Here is a 21,114-nt window from a genome sequence, read left to right as displayed (position 1 = left end):
AGCCTCCTAGGTTATATCGATAATTCTTTAGTTAATTCAAGCATACGTTGATTAATCGGTCTACTATTTGTTGTATTAAAAATCTCATCGAAATCTGTTGCGCGCAGACGATTATCTTTAATACCTACACCTTTGGCTGTTTCGCCTTTCATTAATAGTTCAACAGCATAACCACCTAATCGAGAAGCAAGTACACGGTCTTCACCTGTCGGGCTACCACCACGTTGAATATGTCCTAAAACTGATACACGCGCATCTACATTGATATATTTCGTCAATTCTTTCGCACATGCTTCTCCAGACATACAACCTTCTGCCACGATGATGATAGAGTGTTTCTTACCACGATCAATACCTTGTTGAATTTTTTCAGCGATATCTTTAATATCTACTTCAACTTCAGGGATAATAATTGTTTCTGCCCCTACTGCAAGACCTGACCATAATGCTAAGTCACCACAGTCACGACCCATAACTTCAATGATGAACGTACGTGCGTGACTTGATGCTGTATCACGAATGCGGTCAACAGAGTCGATAATCGTGTTTAACGCTGTATCGAATCCGATTGTAAAGTCAGTGCCGCTAATGTCATTGTCAATCGTTCCTGGGATACCGATTGTTTTAATTTCTGTGCACTCTTCACTAATGCGTTGTGCACCGCGGTAACTACCGTCGCCACCGATAACGACAAGTCCTTCAATACCGCGTTTTAATAAGTTTTGAATCCCTTTTTCACGAACAGCTTGATCTTTAAATTCTGGGCAACGTGCTGAGTATAAAAATGTACCGCCACGTTGAATTGTGTCTCCAACTGATCCAAGTTCAAGCTTATGAATATCATCTGTAATTAAACCAAGATAACCTTGGTATACACCATAAACTTCAATGTTATGATAAATTGCTTTACGCACAACTGCACGTACCGCTGCGTTCATACCAGGAGAATCTCCACCGCTTGTTAAAACTGCAATTTTTTTCATGTAGACATACCCTTTCTAGCTAAATTCTTAAGTTAAAAATAACACAAATCATTTGTGCATTCCATTAATATTCTGGTATCAAAAAAATGAAAACGGTTTAAAATGATTATTTCATAAATTTGACACGAAACCACACAACTTGCTCAAAAACACAGTATAAAAAGACGCTTTTAGGGTACAGAAAATTGATGACAAAGCACTGAGATTCGTTGAAATGAACATCCAAAATGTCGTGGGTTTGAGACATTTAATTTTGATTCTTTATGTATAGGCAATAGCTGATTGATGTGACTGGGACATTAATACAAACATTCAAATGAAGCTTGAGATTTTATGTATATGGCAGTAACTGGCTGGCATGAAAATACGCTTTTACAAGCTTTTTTCATGCCAAGTTAGCCTTGGCGGGGTGGGACACCGGAATCTTTTTAGAAAAATGAGATTCCTGCCCCACTCACTCATCTTCGCCCATACAAAAGACCCTCCAATTGTTACATCGTCTAAGCAATACAACAACTGGAAGGTCACAGCATCAATTATTCAATATACGTACCAATATTTCTAAACTTTTGATAACGATCTTCTCGTATATCATCAGGCGCCATGTTCACGAAATCTTGTAAATGTTTCGTGAAGGCTTTTTTGATACGACTTGCTTGCATTTCCACATCATGATGCGCACCACCTAGTGGCTCTTTCACTACTTCATCTGCAATGTTTAATTCTAACAAATCATAAGCTGTAATCTTCATTGTTTCTGCAGCAATTTTAGCTAACGCGCTATCTTTCCACAAAATACCCGCTGCGCCTTCTGGAGAAATAACAGAATACGTACTGTTTTCAAGCATTAATAGTCTGTTGGCAACACCTAATCCTAAGGCACCACCACTTCCGCCTTCACCAATTACAATCGCAATAACTGGCACTGTCAAAGCAGCCATCTCAACAAGGTTTCTAGCAATCGATTCACTTTGACCTCGTTCTTCAGCAGCTTTACCCGGATAAGCCCCTTTCGTATCAATAAAGGTAATGATTGGTCGTTGGAACTTCTCTGCTTGTTTCATCAATCGCAACGCTTTACGATACCCTTCTGGATGCGCCATGCCAAAGTTACGGTAAATATTATCTTTCGTATCTTTACCACGTTGTTGTCCAATAACCGTTACTGGTGTGCCATTTAAATATGCAAGACCACCAATCATAGATGGATCGTCACGGAAACTTCTATCTCCGTGTAGTTCAATAAAGTCATCAAATATGTATGGAATATAATCCAACACAGTTGGGCGTTCAGGTAAACGTGCGAGTTGCACACGATCCCATGATTTTAGTGATGTATATACTTTTTGCTTTTCATTTTCAAGTGCCGCTTCTAACATTTCAATTTCATCTGTGAGATCGACATCATTTTTCACTTGTGCTTCTTCTAATGATTGAATTTTCTTCTTAATTGCTTCAATTGACTTTTCAAATTCTAACATTATTTTTCCACCTCACGATGCATATCGAACAGTGTCGCAAGCGTACTTTTCATATCACTGCGATGTACAACTTTATCCAGCTGACCATGTGCTAATAAAAATTCGGCTGTTTGGAAGTCATCTGGCAACTTCTCGTTAATTGTTTGTTCAATTACACGACGTCCCGCAAAGCCAATCAATGCTTTCGGTTCTGCCAAGTTAATATCACCGACAGACGCAAAACTTGCCGATACGCCACCTGTTGTTGGATGCGTCATGTATGAAATAAACAACAGACCTGCTTCGGAGTGACGTTCAAGCGACACAGAAGTTTTCGCCATTTGCATGAGCGAAATAATCCCCTCTTGCATACGTGCACCACCTGATGCGGTAAACAGAACGAAAGGCAATCTATGTTCTGTACAATAATCAACAATACGACAGATTTTTTCGCCGACAACAGAGCCCATACTACCCATGCGGAATCGAGGGTCCATGACGCCGATACCAAATGGCATGCCGTTCAATTTCGCAACACCGGTTACAATTGCTTCGTTCATGCCAGTTTTCGTTTGATCTTTTTCCACTTTCTCTTCATAACCCGGAAAGTTTAATGGGTTTGCAGAGGTCATACCTTGGTCAAACTCTTCAAAACTGCCTGCATCCGCTAAGGCTTCAATTCGTCCATATGCTGAGAGCTGAATATGATGGTCACAGTTGAAACAAACATTTAAGTTCTCTGTTAGTTCTTTTGTGTACATAATTTTTTTACAGTTTGGACACTTGGTCATAATACCGTCTGGGACATCATTTTGCTTTGAATCTTGAACCGTTACATACTTTTTCTTTTTCGAATTACGATTAAAAAAGTCTTTAAACATATTAATACCTCCACAAAGGACACGTTCAACGAGGTGGGACTGCCTCATTTTTTCTTAAATGGCACCCCAACTCGTCTGTACGTTCCAAGCAAGCGTCAGAAATCATATTAATCACGATGACTTGCTATTAAAATTTTATCTTCATAGGCGCTGATGTGTTACGCGTTTAGTTTTTCTTTAACTCTGACAGTTCGATTGTTTTATTATAAACATCTTCAGGGTCCACTTCTATTCTCGCAACACCAGATTCCATCGCTGCACGTGCTACTTCTCTTGCTACAGATGCTGCAACACGATAGTCAAATGGTTCAGGAATCACATAATCAGGATTGCGTTCTTCATCCGTAATCAAGTTGGCAATCGCTTCAACCGCCGCACGCTTCATATTTTCATTAATATGCGTTGCACGGACATCTAACGCGCCACGGAAAATACCCGGGAATGCAAGCACGTTGTTAATTTGGTTTGGAAAATCAGAACGTCCTGTACCAATTACTTTCGCACCCGCCGCTTTCGCTTTGTCAGGTGTAATCTCAGGGTTCGGATTCGCCATCGCAAAAATAATCGGGTCATCCGCCATTGATTGCACCATTTCTTCACTCAATGCATTCGCAACTGAAACACCGATAAATACGTCTGCATCCTTAATCACATCGACTAACTTACCTTCAATTTTATCTTTATTCGTCCATTTAGCGACTGTCTCTTTCGTATCGTTCATACCATGTGGACGTCCTTCATAAATAGCACCTTGAGAGTCACACATAATCATGTTACGCACGCCATATGAGTACAATAACTTAACAATCGCAATACCAGCAGCACCTGCACCATTTAGTACAACTTTAATATCTGCAAGGTCTTTGTCGACAATACGTAATGCGTTGACAAGGCCCGCCATTGTCACGATTGCAGTTCCATGTTGATCGTCATGAAACACTGGGATTTTTGTTTCTTTTTTCAAACGCTCTTCAATCTCAAAACAGCGAGGTGCTGAGATATCTTCAAGATTGACGCCACCAAAATTTGGTTCAAGTAATTTAACTGTGCGAATAATTTCTTCTGTGTCTGTCGTCGCCAATGATAATGGCATCGCATCCACACCAGAAAAACTTTTGAATAATACTGCTTTACCTTCCATTACTGGAATACTCGCTTCAGCACCGATATTACCAAGTCCTAACACTGCAGTCCCATCAGAGATCACCGCAACTGTATTACTTTTCATCGTGTAATCATATACTTTGCTTGGTTGCTCATGAATATCTTTACAAGGCTCAGCAACACCTGGTGAATACGCTAAACTCAGTTCTTGTTTGTTTGTTACTTTCACTTTAGGGCTAACAGCGAGCTTTCCATGATTTTCTAAGTGCATATGTAATGCGTCGTCTCTTAATGACATCTCTTTATCATCTCCATTATTTTTTCTCGTTGTTCCTACACATATGTTGTCGCGTAGATTGTCAATTATCACTTTACTATAGCATAACCCTATTAAATTGGGCTATATGAATTTACTGTCAAATTATGCACAATCATTCTCAAATAATGTTGACAGGGCGTGGGACAGGAAGCTCATGTTTATAAAAAGATGCCACTGCCTCAATCAGCTACTGCCATCTACATAAATACTCACACTTAAATTGACTATTTCTATTAATGTACCAGCCGTCCCTACTGCCTATTATCGTATCTAGCGATGTAAAGTGCTACAAGGCGCTATGCATTTGCACGATATAAACAATCAGCACCCATTTATGACTAGGTGCTAATCGCCTTTTTATTATAATAAACGAATATGGTTTGGTTCAAATAATTGTATAAACGTTTCCAAAATATCTTGGCGTTGTGCAATCATACCAACTTGTGTCATATTGTTCGACTGCTCATCAAATAACAGCACCGGTACACCCGCATTTCCCTCGGTTTGTGCTAAATATTGCGCATATATATCTTTTGTTAAACCTCGGCGTATCACGACTTGTTGGACCTGATTCAGTTTATCACGCTCGTAATCAATGAACGGTACGATGTGATTAATAATGATTTGACGTTGCTGTTGGCGCCATTCAAACTTGCCAAACACAACATACGACTGGTTCGTTTCTAATTTGAAAGTGAGTTGTTGATAAACGCTTGGGAAAATGACACCTTCCACAGTCGTTTGACCGTCGTTCAATGTCACAAACGCCATTTGTTGTCCCTTAGACTTCGTGCGAATGACACGCATACGCTCAATCGTTACAAGTATCGGCTGATTTACTGCTTTATGATGTATACGATGAATCCCTAAATACTGTTTACGGATAAATAACTTTTCGATTGGATGCATCGTTACATAAAAGCCTAGATATTCCTTTTCGTAAGCACTTAATTGTTCATCTGGCATTTCATCCGTCTCATGGTAATCCTTCTTCACCGTCGCAAAATCTTGAATAATTGATTGATCCAATTCCGAATTGGTATCAGCAATATGATCAATTGACTGCAACAATGTGGCGCGATTTTTACCAAAGCAGTCAAGTGCACCGGCAAAGATTAACGCTTCTAACAAGCGGCGTGTTCTCACACGATTAGGTAATCGATCACAAAAGTCAAAAAAGTCTTTGTAAGGCCCATGCTCATAACGCTCCGTTAAGATTGCTTGAACGCTGTGATACCCTACACCTTTAATCGCTCCTAATGAGATATACATTCCTTCAGACGTTGCGACATAACGCCATTGACTTTTATTAATATGTGGCGCATGAATCTTCAATTGATGTTGTTTCGCTTCTTGTATAAATTGCGCTGTTTTTTCTTCATTATTAATCACATTCGTTAAAATGTTCGCATAAAAATAAGGCGCATAATGAACTTTAAGGTATGACATGATATAGGCGATTTTCGAGTAACTTACAGCGTGAGCACGCGGGAAGCCGTAGTTCGCAAACTTCAAAATCAAGTCGAAAATCTGACCACTCAGCGCTTCTGCATAACCTTTCTTTGCCGCACCATCGATAAAGTGTTGACGCTCACTCTCTAACACAGAGCGGTTCTTCTTACTCATGGCACGTCGTAGAATATCCGCTTCACCATAACTAAAGCCGGCAAATTGACTCGCAATCTGCATGATTTGCTCTTGATAGATAATAACACCATACGTTCGTGATAAAATCGGTGCTAAATCTGGATGCAAATACTTCACTTGTTGCGGATCATGTCGACGTGTAATATACGTTGGAATTTCATCCATTGGACCAGGACGATACAATGACGTAACCGCAACAATATCTTCAAAATGTTCAGGTTGCAGTCGTTTGAGCACGTCTCTTACACCTTTCGACTCAAGTTGGAAAATACCCGTTGTCTCTCCTTTAGACAACATCGCAAAAACATCCGGGTCATCAAACGGGATTTGTTCGATATCAATGTGGATATTTAAATCTCGCGCAACTTGCTTAATAATTTGATGAATAATCGTTAAGTTTTTCAAGCCTAAAAAGTCAATTTTCAATAGGCCAATACGTTCCGCTTCCGTCATCGTCCATTGCGTTAGAAGCCCTGTATCTCCTTCAGTTAAAGGAATCGATTCATAAAGTGGTCGGTCATTTACAATCACACCTGCAGCATGCGTCGACGTATTTCGCGGTAACCCTTCCAATTGTCGGCAAAGTTCATACCATTTTTCATGTAAATGATTGCGGTGTACGAACGTATGGAACGGTTCAAAAGTGTACGCTTCTTCCAATGTCGATTTGCCACTCATCGAAATAAGTTTGGATGCCTCACTCATCGTGACTTCATCAAAGCCGATAACTCTCCCTACATCACGCGCAACTGCTTTGGCGAGCAAATGTCCAAACGTGATAATGCCCGAAACACGGTAATCTCCATATTTTTGTTGCACATATTGAATCACTTTTTCACGTTGTGTATCTTCAAAGTCAATATCAATATCTGGCATCGTCACACGTTCAGGATTTAAAAAACGCTCAAACAGTAAATCATAACGTAACGGGTCGATGGTCGTAATGTTTAACAAATAACTGACGAGCGATCCCGCAGATGAACCACGCCCAGGTCCCACGAGAATGCCGTTGTTTTTCGCATAACCAATCAAATCACTCACAATCAAAAAGTAATCCGCATAACCCATACGTGTAATAACATTAAATTCATATTGCAATCGCTCTTGATATGCATCTGTCGTTAATTGACGTTCAGCCAGTGCCATAGTCAATTGTTGCCACAAGTAATCATTCGCAGACTCACCATTAGGCGTAGTGAACTCCGGTAATAACGCTTGATGGTATTGAAGTTCCGCATCACACAATGCCGCAATTTCATCCGTACGAGAAAGCCACTCTGATGGGATTGATTCGTTTTCCAGCGTCGCCACATCTAAAATGTGTTGCGATGTTTCATGCGATTGTGCGACTAGATTCACTTTTGTATTATCGCGAATTGCCGCTAACGTCTTAATCGCATCCTTGTCTTCTGGATAAGCATAAAAAGCCGCACGCGCCCACACTTGCGGATAATGCTCATATGACGTTGATGTCTCATCTAAGTATACTGTTGTAGATTCTGGTAAATTTGCCAACCAATCAATCGTATCATCATGAATATCTTTAAAAATAATAACCGTATCGGCCACATAAGATGATAAATGCGCAACATCTACAAATGTTTGTTCATTAACTTTAATGTCTGTCGATATTTTAAACAGCCGTTGTAAACCCGCTTGATTCTTAGCTATCACGATGGCTTCACGTTGTTGTAAATGGTCGGAAACATGAATCGTCATTCCTAACATTGCTTTCAAACCCGCTTGTTGGCAAGCATCATAGAATTGCGGAATGCCGTACATTACGTTCAAATCGGTCAATGCCATAGCAGTATAACCCGCTTCTTTTGCGCGTTGAATTGCACTTTCAATTGTTAAAGTTGAATTCAACAAGTCGTATGCTGAATGAATATTCAAATGTGCAACCATTTTACGCTCACCTCTTTATCATGAATGTACCGCTTATTGTACTTTTTTTCTTAATTCTGATGCTAATGTTTCAAACTGTTCCCAGCTATCAACCGATACACCAGAAGCATTCGGATGACCACCGCCACCGAAATCTGCTGCGACATCGTTAATAACGATCCCTTTTGAGCGAATGCGACAACGAATTTCTGTGCCTTCATCTACCGCAAATACCCATACTTTTAAGCCTTTTAAATCGGCAATTGTATTAACAAATAATGATGCTTCAGACGGTTGTATATTAAATTGCGCTAAAACGGCTTTCGTAATTGTTACTTGGCAAAAACCATTGTCTTCTAATTGGAAGTTTTGTAGCACATAACCTTGAAATGGCATTAAGTGAGGATCTTTTTCACCTAATTGATTTAACAAGTCCATGTGCTGAATATCGTATGTTAATAAAGCACTCGCGATTGCCATTGTTCTTGGCGTCGTATTATTAAATAAAAAGCGCCCTGTATCACCGACAATTCCTAAATATAGTGCTGATGCAATCTCACGGTTCATATATTGTGTATCGCCAACCGCTTCAATCATGTCATAAATGATCTCACTTGTTGATGACGCTTGTGTATCGACATAATTAATTTCACCGTATTGATCCACTGGCGGATGATGATCGATTTTAATCAATGCTTGACCATTCGTAAAACGCGTATCATCTACACGTGGCGCATTTGCCGTATCACAGACAATGACTAATGCTTCCGTATACATGCTATCATCAATTGAATCTAATGTCCCCATGAACGCTAAAGACGGCTCGCTGTCACCCACTGCGTATACTTTTTTGTGAGGATATTTAGCTTGAATATAGCGTTTCAAACCATATTGAGAGCCAAACGCATCGGGGTCTGGTCGAACATGGCGGTGAATAATAATCGTATCGTATTGTTCTATTTTTGAAATAATCTGTTCAAAACTGTTCATTACATACACTCCTAATTGTCTAATAGTTGGCACATGATTAATGCCTTGGCTACAGGTGCTTGATTGCTTTCCATCGTTACTTCAATTTTAGCAAAATTACGTCCCATGTCTAAAATTTGATAAAGTACTTCTATCTCATTTTCAATCTGTACCGTTTTAATATAAAAAATATTTAAGCTTTCAATCATCACTTCTAACTTTTTGTGCTTTCGCATAACACTTTTAATCGTTTCTTCAATAATTGCGACCGAAACAGACTTGCTTAACGTACCAAACTGATTCGTCAACTGTGGCGTCACTTCGACAAAAATTTGATGATTTCTAATTTCGATATGTTTCGCCACTTGATCATTAATTGTTTCTCCCACTTGGGGTTGTCTGCCCACAACTTGCATGGCTTTTAATACATCTTCACGCGTAATAACACCGATTAATTGCTTGTTCACACCTGTCACAGGCAATAATTCGATACCTTCCCAAATCATAATATGCGCACAACTTGCAACTGTTGTATGTATTTGCACACTTATTGGCAGCTTCGTCATCACCTTGCATACAGTTTCTTCTGCATTTTGATTGATAATGTCTTTACTCGTAATGAGCCCTGTTAACCGTACATGCTCATCCACAACTGGAAAACGTGAATGCCCAGTTTCTCGAGACTTATCACGGACGTCTTGAACCTTCAACGTCTGCATTACATAGGACGTCTCTTCAATAGGAATAACAATATCGTCAACAACGAGAATCTCTTTTTTGATCATTTGATTGTACATGGCACGGTTAATCATATTCGCGACCATAAATGTATCATAATTAGATGAAATAATCGGCAATCCCTTGTCATCAGCCATACGCTTAATTTCATCGGTCGTATCAAAACCACCTGTAATCAGCACGGCACTGCCTTTTTGTAATGCCGCCTTCTGTACATCCAATCTGTTCCCTACAATTAGTAGCGTATTCTTTGAAACAAAGTTAACGACATTATCCACTTCCATCGCACCAATCGCGAACTTTGTAAGTGTTTTGAAACGTCCTGAACGACCGCCAATCAAATGACCATCAATAATTTTAGCGATTTCAGCAAAAGTTAAGTTATCGAGATGCTGACGCGCCTTTTTTTCAATTCGCACCGTTCCAACACGATCAATCGTTGCGACAAGTCCACGTTGACCAGCATCCTTAATCGCACGATACGCCGTCCCCTCTGAAACATCGAGGTATTTTGCTATTTTACGCACTGAGATTTTTTGTCCGACACTCAAATTCTCTATGTGCTTAATAATTTGCTCATGTTTTGTCATTGCCTAAGTCACACCTTTTCCATACTACATACAACACAATTTAAAAAAGTTTTTATCTCCATTATTTTCCAGCAAAAGTAACACACTCTAGCCAGATTGTCGCTCAAATCAACGCATCGTTACAATATTTTAATATACATTTCGCGTTACAAAGGTTATTCATGGTTGTCCAGGCGATTGTAACACTTTAACGTTGTACATGGCGCACTTACATACCTTACCTATTATAACTTTTTTTGCTACTTTTTTGCACAACAATTCAAAGTGTCATCATAAGGTCAAATACTGAAAAATTGCCGATAACCATAGCATTTTAGTATGAGATTGTTTACACTAGACATAGGGAGGTTGATTGAGATGCATAAAAATATACTACTCGCAGTCGACACGGATTTGAAAAACACGAAAGCACTACAAGAAGTTGCTAAACTTGCTGGAGAAGGTACAACCGTGACAATGTTGAACGTCATTGGTGAACAAGATGTACAAGCTTCCGTTAAAATGGGCACACATATGGATGAATTAAAAGCCATTCGCCATGAAAAGATGGCACCCACACGTGAAACGCTTGAGTCAAACGGCATCCCTTTTGAAGAAATTATTGAGCGCGGCAATCCTAAAGAAAAAATCGTTGCGTATGCGAATAGCGGTCAATATGACATCGTTGTCTTAAGTAACCGCAAAGCAGAAGCAGAGAAGAAGTTTGTTTTAGGTAGTGTGAGCCATAAAGTGGCAAAACGCGCAAAAATTCCAGTTCTCATCGTTAAATAATTAACAAAGTGAGCCTGACGCATCATGTCGGCTCACTTTTTCGTTTTTTATTATTAAAGTTTCACAGCTTCACCAGGTTTTAAAATTTGAACTTCCCCATGCGTGACAGCTGCTTTAAAATCTTCAGGGTTCTGTTCGATAAGTGGGAACGTGTCAAAATGAATTGGCACTGTGATTTTCGGTTGGATAAACTGATTAATCGCATAACTCGCGTCATCAATACCCATTGTAAAGTTATCGCCAATTGGAATGAAACATACATCAACTGGATGACGGTCTGCGATGAGTTTCATATCACTAAATAGCGCTGTATCTCCTGTATGATAAACAGTCGTTCCTTCTAACTCTAAGATAACCCCCATTGGCATCCCTAGATAAATAGGCACACCTTCATCATTTAATAAGCTTGAACTATGAAAAGCTTGAACGAACTTCAACTTACCAAAATCAAATGTCCACTGACCACCAATATTCATTGGATGCACATTTTCAATTCCTTTTGCTGTTGAAAGATAGTTGGCAATTTCAGCTGTTGAGATAACTGTCGCGCCCGTACGTTCAGCTAATGCTAATGTATCGCCAAAGTGATCTTCGTGACCATGCGTCAAGACGATATAATCCACTTCCAACGTATTCGCGTCTAAATCACTCAATTCATTACCAGTAATAAATGGGTCGATAATCCCCTTTTTACCGTTAGCTTCAAAATAAACAGTCGATTGACCATGAAAAGATAATTTCATTTGATATGCCTCCTTCTCAATATTCCTAACTTTACTATACCACGCGAACCGATTTCCTACACACATCCTTGTTTGAATTTTACAAATAACTGGCATACAATAAAATAGACATATTATAAGGAGGATTTGTATGGAAAAGATAGAACAACTGATTCAAACACTTCAAAACGAAAATGCAGATGCAGCTTGGATATCACATCCAATTAACATATTTTATTTAACAGGCTTTAAAAGTGAGCCTCACGAACGCTTGTTTGCGCTGCTCGTTACGAAAGAAGGCGACCAAACTTTATTCGTACCACAACTAGATGTTGAAGAAGTTAAAGCTTCCCCATATCAAGGCAAAATTATAGGATATCTTGATACTGAAAATCCTTATGCAAAACATAGCGCAAAATATCCAAAAATGTTAATTGAAGAAACACATCTCACAGTTAAACGTGCACGCGAACTAGAAACAGCTTTTGATGTAAAAACATTTGACGCATTAGATTTAACGTTGAAAACATTACGAAATGTGAAAACGGAAGCAGAAATTACTGAAATGCGTCGCGCTGCTGAACTTGCAGATAAATGCGTAGAAATTGGTGTGGCATACTTAAAAGCTGGCGTATCAGAACGTGAAGTCGTCAACCATATTGAAAATGAAATTAAGAAACATGGCGTAAGTGAAATGAGTTTCGATACGATGGTTCTATTTGGCGACCATGCAGCAGCGCCACACGGTACGCCAGGCGATAGAAAACTACAAGATGACGAATATGTGTTGTTCGACTTAGGTGTTATTTACAACCACTACTGTAGCGACATCACACGTACTGTTGCTTTCGGTCAACCGAGTGATGAAGCAAATCGTATCTATGACATCGTCAAACAAGCAGAACAATCAGCAATTGATGCGATCAAACCAGGTGTCACAATTAGTACACTTGATAACATTGCTCGCGGTATTATTGAAGACGCTGGCTATGGCGACTATTTCCCACATCGTTTAGGTCATGGGTTAGGTCTTGAAGCACACGAATACCAAGATGTTTCTAATACAAATGAAAACGTCTTAGAAGAAGGTATGGTTATTACAATTGAACCAGGTATTTATGTACCAAACGTTGCAGGTGTGCGTATTGAAGATGATATTTTAGTAACAGCAGACGGTTATGAAAGCCTGTCACACTATCCTAAATAAACGAATAAAAACGCGACGCCCCTATCATGGTGTGTCGTGTTTTTTTGAGGGATGGGACAGAGGTTAGGACAGAAGCGCTTAGGATTTGAGCAGAAGCGAACGATGAGCAAAATTGCTTTTTGATTTTGCCGAAATCGTGGCAGTTCTGTCGAAAATCCCGCTTTCGGGACACCGTTTATCGGTTTCCCAGTACTTAAATTTATTGTGTCCCAACCCCGTCGTCCCCCGGCAAGGCTGACTAGGCATAAAAAAAGCTTGTAAAAGCGTATTTTAACACCAGTCAGCTACTGCCATATCCATAAAATCTCAAGCTTAATTTGAATGTTTGATTTAATGTCCCGGCCCCCAGCCTTCGTAAATGAACATTCTGCATAATATCACACGCATCATCACTAATACTACAAAGTTATGGACTACAATTTGTAAACTAATATATTAACTTTGTTTATTTATCTCATCCTGCTTTGCGATAAAGCGTTTTTCAAATTCAGCCAATGCCTTTGCTTTCTCAGGATTTTTTCTTGGTCGATCAAACTTTCTTTCCCCAGGGTTAAAATCTTCAAAAATAGCACGTGTCGCTTTCAATGCCGCTTCTTTATTTTTACGTATGTGTCGCATTTGATCTTCAAACTTTATCGTTTTCACATGATCACCCCACTTTACATAGCCTATAACTTGCTAAATAATTTTAACTTTAGATATAAACAAAGCCGCCAAAATCCAATAGTGAATTCTGACGGCTTATATAGGATACTCGAAATTATATCTGAATCCAATTTATTATGATAAGACTTCTGTTACTGGTGTGTACGTGCGATCAAACGCATCAGCAACTGCTTTGTTCGTTACTAAACCATTGAATGTATTTAAACCATGCGATAATGGCACATTGTCAATCAATGCTTGTTTGTAACCTTTATTCGCAAGTTGTAGCGCATAAGGTAATGTTGCATTATTTAAACCAATTGTTGATGTACGTGGCACTGCACCCGGCATATTTGCAACTGCATAGTGCACAACACCATGTTTAATGTAAGTTGGATTATCATGCGTTGTAATCTTATCAGTTGTTTCAAAAATACCACCTTGGTCGATTGCGATATCCACAATAACAGAACCTGGTTTCATTTGCTTAATCATGTCTTCTGTAACAAGTGTTGGTGCTTTTGCCCCTGGAATTAATACGGCACCGATTACTAAGTCACTATCTTTCACATTTTCTTCAATGTTTAATGGATTTGACATGATTGTATGCACACGACCATCAAATAAGTCTTCTAATTCTTGTAAGCGTTTGGCGTTAACATCAAGAATTGTAACATCCGCACCAAGACCTAGTGCGATTTTAGCGGCGTTAGTACCTGCTTGACCACCACCGATAATAGTTACTTTACCTTTTTGAACGCCTGGAATACCACCTAATAAGATACCCATTCCACCGTTAAAACGTTGTAAGAATTGCGCACCGATTTGTGCAGACATACGACCTGCAACTTCACTCATAGGTGTTAATAATGGTAATGAACGGTCAGCTAATTGAACAGTTTCATAAGCGATTGAGATTACTTTTTTCTCAACTAATGCTTCAGTCAATGCTGGTTCATTCGCAAGATGTAAATATGTGAATAAAACAAGACCTTCTCTAAAGTAACCATATTCTTCTTCTAAAGGTTCTTTTACTTTTACAACCATATCTACGTCCCATGCTTGAGCAGCTGTGTCGACAATTTGCGCACCTACTTCGATGTAATGCTTGTCTTCAAAGTAAGAACCCTCACCTGCGCTTTTTTCGACAAGAACTGTATGTCCTGCTTCTACAAGGGCATGTACCCCACTCGGTGATAAACTCACACGGTTTTCGTTATTTTTGATCTCCTTAGGAATTCCAATTTTCATACTCCTACACCTCCAACTCAATAATAACGCACAGATATTGTAAGCGCAATCATAATGATTTCCGTATGCATAATTTTGTGATATAATAATGGTGAAATAAGAAAGGGGTTTTTGCTATGTTAATGTACAAAAACATATTAATCGCAGTCGATGGTTCTCATGAAGCAGAATGGGCATTCAACAAAGCTGTTGCCGTTGCAAAACGTAACAATGCCAAACTTACAATCATCAATGTCATCGATTCACGTACTTACACATCTTTTGAAGTATATGATTCACACTTCACAGAAAAGTCTAAAACATTTGCTGAGAAATTGTTAGACGGATACAAACAAGTAGCAATTGACGAAGGTGTCGCGGATGTTGAGACACGCTTAGAATTTGGTTCACCTAAGTCTCTAATCCCTAGAATGGCAAGTGAAGAAAAACTTGATGTTGATCTTATCATGTGTGGTACATCAGGTTTAAATGCAGTTGAACGTTTCATCGTCGGCTCTGTATCTGAAGCTATCGTTCGACATGCAACATGTGACGTATTAGTTGTACGTACTGAACAAATCCCAGAAACATTCAAGCCAAAAGTGGCAACTGAAGATTTTTTAAAGGACTTCAACATTTAGTCAAAAAAGACCAACTCGCTCATTTTTGAGTGGTTGGTCTTTTTATGTGGTTCTAGTATTTATACATATCTTGTATATAGGATGCTAATGCTGCAGGTAATTTCTGATAATCTAAGTCTAGTTTGTATGGATGACGACTTAAATGGTTGTGTGAACGCCATTGAAGAGGACCTTATCAGTCATCCCCTTTTTTAATTTTCAAGCTATCTAAGTGCAGTGAAAGTTTATCAACATCAGAAATATAAACAATTCGCCATCCCATTGTTATCACCCTTTTTTGAATACAAGTTGTGGTGCTTTTGGTCGCTTACTTTTATAAATATTCCCTAAAATGTCAGTATAGATTTTTTCAATATCAGTCGTATTTCGACCAATAGTCATAAAAATACGATCACCCTTTTTTAAATTATGCAGCTTCACATAATCCGTTTGTCTTATGTCAACTCTATCAAGTTCAATTCTATTACGTCTATCATTGTTGACACCAATTACACGGTATTTTTCACCATTCAGCTGAATGATATCATTTGTATAAAAGCTACCTATAAATTGATCTGTTTCAGCAATCTGCTTGCCTTTCTTCAATTGTGCATATTCATCTCGATTTACAAAATATCGGTCTTTATCATTATTTAATGATAGGTATGAAAGACTAACCATTTTATAACCTTGTTCTGATTTATAAATATCAAAACGAAATGATTTTTTTGAAAGTTGTACAACTTGATTTTTTGCACCTGAATAATTATGTGTAACATCTAAATGTTCACCAAGCGCCTTCATATAATACTTTATCTTTTTGACAACTGGACCATTGTCATCTTTTGCATACTTTGTCACAAATTCCCCAGTTTCCTCATAATATTTAGCCAATGGATTTTTTTCATTTGCATATTGTTCCATAATGACATGGATTTTTTTGAATGTTTCTAGATCATTTTGATACATCAGTATATTCTCTGGGTATTTATTAAAAATCTTTTTCACCTTGTCATTTTGACGATCATATATATTTTTTAATGTTTCAACAACATAGATTTTATCATCAATATTTCTTGTCGAATAAATCGTATCATTAATTAGTTGTCGATTAGGCTTCTTATCCACACGATGGGAAAACTTGGTAATTGGATAATTTTTAATATCATCCATCTTGAAGTAGTTACCAAATACTTCTTGATATTGTTTGTCATTTTTAATCTCAGAACTATTTTGATGCATATTTATATCGGACACATCTTTAATTTCTTTCAATAGCTTATGTTCTTTAAAAAGATAGTCTGCATTTGCGATAATTAATGCATCTTGAGCATGATGTTTATAACCCTCATCACGCTCTTTTCTAAAACGCCATCTTTTACGTAAAAAGTCTGTAAAACTCCCATTTATCGTTTTAACTTTGACATCTAAATCGTTGATATGAAAGTAAGCTTTTAATAAGGAAGTAAGTTCACGTGTTGCATATCGTGTATCAACTAAGTTTCGATTGATAAATTCTTTTTGAATATCATACTTAGTAATATCACGTTCTTCTAATAAATATTCGCGCTTTTTCTTAGACATTCTATCTTTATTTTTACCAAGATTTAAAATGTGTTGTTTGAACACTGAATACTCGATATCTGAATTTGATGACGTTAAATATTGATACGGCGTTTGATTAGATTTTTTAGCATTTTGTTCGCTTCGTACTAATACTTTATTGTGCATTGAATTATCAAAGGAAATGGATCTCGGAATGATATGATCAATCTCATAATGATCCGGATTACGTAATAAATCATTAAGTGGTATATCTTTCAAAGAATACAAACATTTCCCTTCTTGTGCATCATGTAATCTAATTTTTTGAATTAAATATTTGGCGTTTTCATTCCCATATTCTTTAATTATTTCTTCGATACGTTTACGCATTTTTTCGTTTTTCTTTTGAATCTCATTTAAATAACGGCGCTGTTCAGCTGAGTTAGACTTACGTGCTAATTCAATAATGATGTCTTTGGGTAAACCATATTTTTTTATTACCGCATTTACAACACCAATCGCTTGTTTAAAGGAACGTTTGACAACTGGAGATAGTATCGCATCTTCAATCATAGCTGTTGGAATGCGCTTATACCCTTTCAATTCATATTTTTTTGGTTGTATGTTTAACGCAGTAAATACTTCCATATGATTCATTGAAGAATGCCATAATTCTTCAATAATCATCTGCATACATTTAAGAGACAAATTATGTGTTCCCGTATAACCTGTTAAATCTGAAATTACACTTTTATCATGTTCAGAAAGCAGATATTCAAGTTGACCAAGTTCATTAATGATTGAATCCTTATCCTGATAAATGGTCAATATTTCAGCAATTTGATCAAGCAAGTCAATGTTCTCTAAAATCTTTTGATCACTAATCACCATTTTCAAGTCATGATATAATTTGAAACTTGTAAACTGAGGTTTGCCTGACTTTGTAATACGGTATCCGGAAATATCCACTTCTTCAACACCGATTTCCTTAGCAATTTGTTTTAATGTAGGTGTTCTCTTTTGTTTAAAAACATTTTCTACGATGTGATATTTTTCATGATATTCTAGTCTGTCATTTTCGTCTCGAGAAATACGCAAATTATTCAAATCATTTAATGCGTTGTATAAATCTGCAGTATATGCGTATTTCACACTTCTATATTCTTCAGGGAAATATGTACAGTGCCCCATCATTAACTGATACCATTTTTTAACATCAGCATCCCAACCATAGAGACTACCTTGACCAGGACCTTCATAGTATGCACGTCTCGTTTCAACTAAATCAATATACTTTTCTTTAAATGTGTCATCGATTTCTGGATAATACTGCATCTGTGTTTCTATGATTTTCTTGGCTTCACGCACAATATCTTTTGTTAGAAAGCGATTTTCAACGCCTCTTACTAGTCCATCTTTTTCTAAACGTTCTTTTTGTAGTTCACAAACGTAGCGCGTTTCCAAAAACTTGGCATTTTTATTTATTTGATCCTTTGTAGATAGACTTTCTTTATCGCCCTCATCTTTGTCCATCACAACATCAACATTATGTATACCTCTTCTTTTAGCAATATGTAATAACGCAACCGCAAGTTCATCCTTTGTTAAGCGTTCTGTTAACCCTTTAACTCTAATATCATAAGGTTGATTATTGACAGGGACTCGGTCCGAAATGATTTTATATTCTGATAACAAAGACTTAACTCTATCTAAGCGGTGAATTCTTCTTCTTTTTAGACGTCTAGCACCACGCTTAGCACGTCGTCCTAAGTTGTTATCCGAATTCGCTTCAGGAAAAAGTCTGACTCCCGCATCAATTATACCTTTCGTATCAAAATCAATAAGCCCATAACCTACTGAACCTATACCAATATCTAATCCCAAAATATATTTACGCGTCATAAGGAATGCCCCCATTCAGAATTATTAACTTAATTATATGTGAAGTAGGATTTTTTTAAAACTAATAACAGAAATAAACCAATATACTTATGATTACAGAATACTAAAACTTAATTATATAACAATACCAGAGCGTCACGTTTCACTTATACCTAAAATTACAGAGTACTAAAACTAGGTACATTATATAACAAGATTTTTGATTTTGGATAATTCAATATTAAACGTAATATTGCATTTCTAATCATTCATCATTGCTCTTTGCCATTTATAAAACAATGGGAATGCCATTGCGTTGATCACAAATAACACTGTACATATGATTAGCGCATATTTCATATCTAATTCATAAACATATCCGCCAAGTGTTCCCCCTAATGCATCTCCAATGAAAAAGGCTGATTGTGACGCACCGAATAGAAACCCTAAGTATTCTTTTGGATATATTTCTAATTCCATTAACTCTTGTGTAATAACAGATCCCGTTTGCAAGATTGCTCTAAAAATTAAAATAATGAGTATTACAGTCGCTAGTAATGATTTTAAAAATAATAAAATGAGTAGCCCTGTTAAAAGTTCACAAGTAAAAAATATTACGTTCTTAAACTGATTTACTTTACTATTTCCAAATAAAGGTGCAGCAACAATACCTACCATACTCACTATTGCCATATAAACACCAATCAATGTAATGTTTATTCCCTGTTCTTTCAAAATAATTGGTACATAGGGTGTAAACAAACTGACTGATAAGCCCATTAATAAACCGAAAATAGCCACACCTATCGTGAGTGATTTATGACTTTTAATAATCGTTTGTTTTGATGCTGATTGTCTATTGTCCTTAGTAAGTTTATCTTTTCTTAATGTATTCGGCACCAATAAAGTAGTCGCTAAGCAACAAAAAGCAGAAAATATGAGCACACCTAATATGGGTTCAATGATCACTAAAGATAATATAGCAACGAGTCCTCCAGCTAAGGATGTGCCGACTGTAATGCCAATATTCGTACCCGTCTCTTTAATTGATACAATCGCTGGTCTTTCTTCTTCCGTACCAATAGATAAAATCCAATAGCGCATAGAAACAATTACGAGTGATGCCCCTAAGCCTGCAACAAATCCTGATACTCCGGATATCATCATAGAATGTGTGAAAATTCTTAGAAACAAACCAACAGCATACACTGCAACTCCTAACTTCAATGCAAAACTTGGCGAAATAATATCACTTAACTTACCCGAGATAATTGATAACGAACCTGCTACAGCCATCATCGTGTATGAAAAGCCAAAATATGGTAATGCATCATTCGCATCAAACCATAATGCATGTACTGTTTTAGAAATATACATAGAGATGTAAAAACATATACTAAAAAGCAAAAAAGTTCTAGCTTCACGATATTTATTCAATGTATGTAAAAATGTCATTGAATCCCCCTTAAGTCTTATATAATGTCTCTTGATTAAACTTTACATAATATTTATATGAATAACTAGAATAAAGAAAGAATATTCGGAAAATATAAGTAGTAATTATGCTCTTGTATAACTTAACCATGCAATTTACTATTTCTATAATAGCAAAGGATTATAATTACAGCAATTGCACATTTAGAATTTACATTAAAATTAAAACAAAATAAAAAATCCCACCTACGAATAGATGGGATAAACACGACATAATGTCTTGTTTTAGTAGATTCTGTAATTTTAGGTATAAATACAGGTAGCTAACCTGTATTTATACCATACCATCAGTAACTTAAACTGTCAATCAATTCACTGATAATTCAGTTTCATTAATCATGACTTGTGGACAAAATATTTAGTATAATTCGTCGTAAAACCATGTCAATATACTTAGTTTTAAATACAAAAGTTATACTAT

15 protein-coding genes are annotated in these 21,114 nt (G+C 37.3%); 3 read left to right on the top strand and 12 right to left on the bottom strand.

Features of this window, described 5'->3' with window-relative positions:
• Window positions 1-11 precede the first annotated feature (11 nt).
• The 7 genes from pfkA to CD122_RS02015 form a co-directional block, all read right to left on the bottom strand.
• Window positions 12-983 (bottom strand): 6-phosphofructokinase, encoded by a 972-nt coding sequence (gene pfkA, locus CD122_RS02045; RefSeq protein ID WP_103357356.1) that lies wholly within the window; start codon window positions 981-983, stop codon window positions 12-14.
• Between the two features lie 536 nt (window positions 984-1,519).
• Window positions 1,520-2,464, bottom strand: coding sequence for an acetyl-CoA carboxylase carboxyltransferase subunit alpha (locus tag CD122_RS02040; RefSeq protein WP_103357355.1), 945 nt, complete (start codon window positions 2,462-2,464; stop codon window positions 1,520-1,522).
• The gene (gene accD / locus CD122_RS02035; protein WP_103357354.1) at window positions 2,464-3,324 is read right to left on the bottom strand and encodes an acetyl-CoA carboxylase, carboxyltransferase subunit beta; all 861 of its coding nucleotides are present in this window, start codon (window positions 3,322-3,324) and stop codon (window positions 2,464-2,466) included. Before accD ends, CD122_RS02040 begins: the two co-directional genes overlap by 1 nt.
• A 166-nt stretch (window positions 3,325-3,490) precedes the next feature.
• Window positions 3,491-4,726, bottom strand: a complete 1,236-nt coding sequence (gene ystJ / locus CD122_RS02030; protein WP_103357353.1) for an NADP-dependent malic enzyme — start codon at window positions 4,724-4,726, stop codon at window positions 3,491-3,493.
• A gap of 381 nt (window positions 4,727-5,107) precedes the next feature.
• Window positions 5,108-8,302 carry a DNA polymerase III subunit alpha gene (locus tag CD122_RS02025; protein WP_103357352.1) on the bottom strand — a complete coding sequence of 1,065 codons (3,195 nt, stop codon included), beginning with the start codon at window positions 8,300-8,302 and terminating at the stop codon, window positions 5,108-5,110.
• Between the two features lie 33 nt (window positions 8,303-8,335).
• A complete protein-coding gene (locus tag CD122_RS02020) occupies window positions 8,336-9,271 on the bottom strand; it encodes a DHH family phosphoesterase (protein WP_103357351.1) in 936 nt (311 codons plus the stop codon).
• Window positions 9,272-9,282: 11 nt separating this feature from the next.
• Window positions 9,283-10,578: a DRTGG domain-containing protein gene (locus CD122_RS02015; protein ID WP_103357350.1), complete on the bottom strand. Its 1,296-nt coding sequence runs from the start codon at window positions 10,576-10,578 to the stop codon at window positions 9,283-9,285.
• Between the two features lie 357 nt (window positions 10,579-10,935).
• Here CD122_RS02015 and CD122_RS02010 point away from each other — a divergent pair, with 357 nt between their 5' ends.
• Window positions 10,936-11,349: a universal stress protein gene (locus tag CD122_RS02010; RefSeq protein WP_103357349.1), complete on the top strand. Its 414-nt coding sequence runs from the start codon at window positions 10,936-10,938 to the stop codon at window positions 11,347-11,349.
• A 53-nt stretch (window positions 11,350-11,402) separates the two neighbouring features.
• Here the strand turns inward: CD122_RS02010 and CD122_RS02005 are convergent, their stop codons facing one another.
• Entirely contained in the window at window positions 11,403-12,092 is a 690-nt protein-coding gene (locus CD122_RS02005) for a metal-dependent hydrolase (RefSeq protein WP_103357348.1), read from the bottom strand.
• 130 nt (window positions 12,093-12,222) lie between these two features.
• Here CD122_RS02005 and CD122_RS02000 point away from each other — a divergent pair, with 130 nt between their 5' ends.
• Window positions 12,223-13,278 (top strand): M24 family metallopeptidase, encoded by a 1,056-nt coding sequence (locus CD122_RS02000; protein WP_103357347.1) that lies wholly within the window; start codon window positions 12,223-12,225, stop codon window positions 13,276-13,278.
• A 435-nt stretch (window positions 13,279-13,713) separates the two neighbouring features.
• On the opposite strand, the gene CD122_RS01995 is transcribed toward CD122_RS02000, so the two are convergent.
• Both CD122_RS01995 and ald read right to left on the bottom strand, forming a co-directional pair.
• Entirely contained in the window at window positions 13,714-13,923 is a 210-nt protein-coding gene (locus CD122_RS01995) for a hypothetical protein (RefSeq protein ID WP_103357346.1), read from the bottom strand.
• Between the two features lie 135 nt (window positions 13,924-14,058).
• The gene (ald, locus tag CD122_RS01990) at window positions 14,059-15,174 is read right to left on the bottom strand and encodes an alanine dehydrogenase (protein WP_103357345.1); all 1,116 of its coding nucleotides are present in this window, start codon (window positions 15,172-15,174) and stop codon (window positions 14,059-14,061) included.
• Window positions 15,175-15,290: 116 nt separating this feature from the next.
• Between ald and CD122_RS01985 the strand changes: the two genes are divergently transcribed.
• On the top strand, window positions 15,291-15,794 hold the full coding sequence (locus tag CD122_RS01985; RefSeq protein ID WP_103357344.1) for a universal stress protein: 504 nt from the start codon (window positions 15,291-15,293) through the stop codon (window positions 15,792-15,794).
• Between the two features lie 267 nt (window positions 15,795-16,061).
• On the opposite strand, the gene cas9 is transcribed toward CD122_RS01985, so the two are convergent.
• Together cas9 and CD122_RS01975 are read right to left on the bottom strand one after the other, a co-directional pair.
• On the bottom strand, window positions 16,062-19,220 hold the full coding sequence (cas9, locus tag CD122_RS01980; RefSeq protein WP_103357343.1) for a type II CRISPR RNA-guided endonuclease Cas9: 3,159 nt from the start codon (window positions 19,218-19,220) through the stop codon (window positions 16,062-16,064).
• A gap of 240 nt (window positions 19,221-19,460) precedes the next feature.
• Window positions 19,461-20,654, bottom strand: coding sequence for an MFS transporter (locus tag CD122_RS01975; RefSeq protein ID WP_103357342.1), 1,194 nt, complete (start codon window positions 20,652-20,654; stop codon window positions 19,461-19,463).
• Window positions 20,655-21,114: the final 460 nt, after the last annotated feature.

Origin of the sequence: Staphylococcus rostri, assembly GCF_002902145.1 — a bacterium.
GTDB classification, from domain to species: domain Bacteria; phylum Bacillota; class Bacilli; order Staphylococcales; family Staphylococcaceae; genus Staphylococcus; species Staphylococcus rostri.
This window is presented reverse-complemented; position numbering and strand designations above follow the sequence as displayed.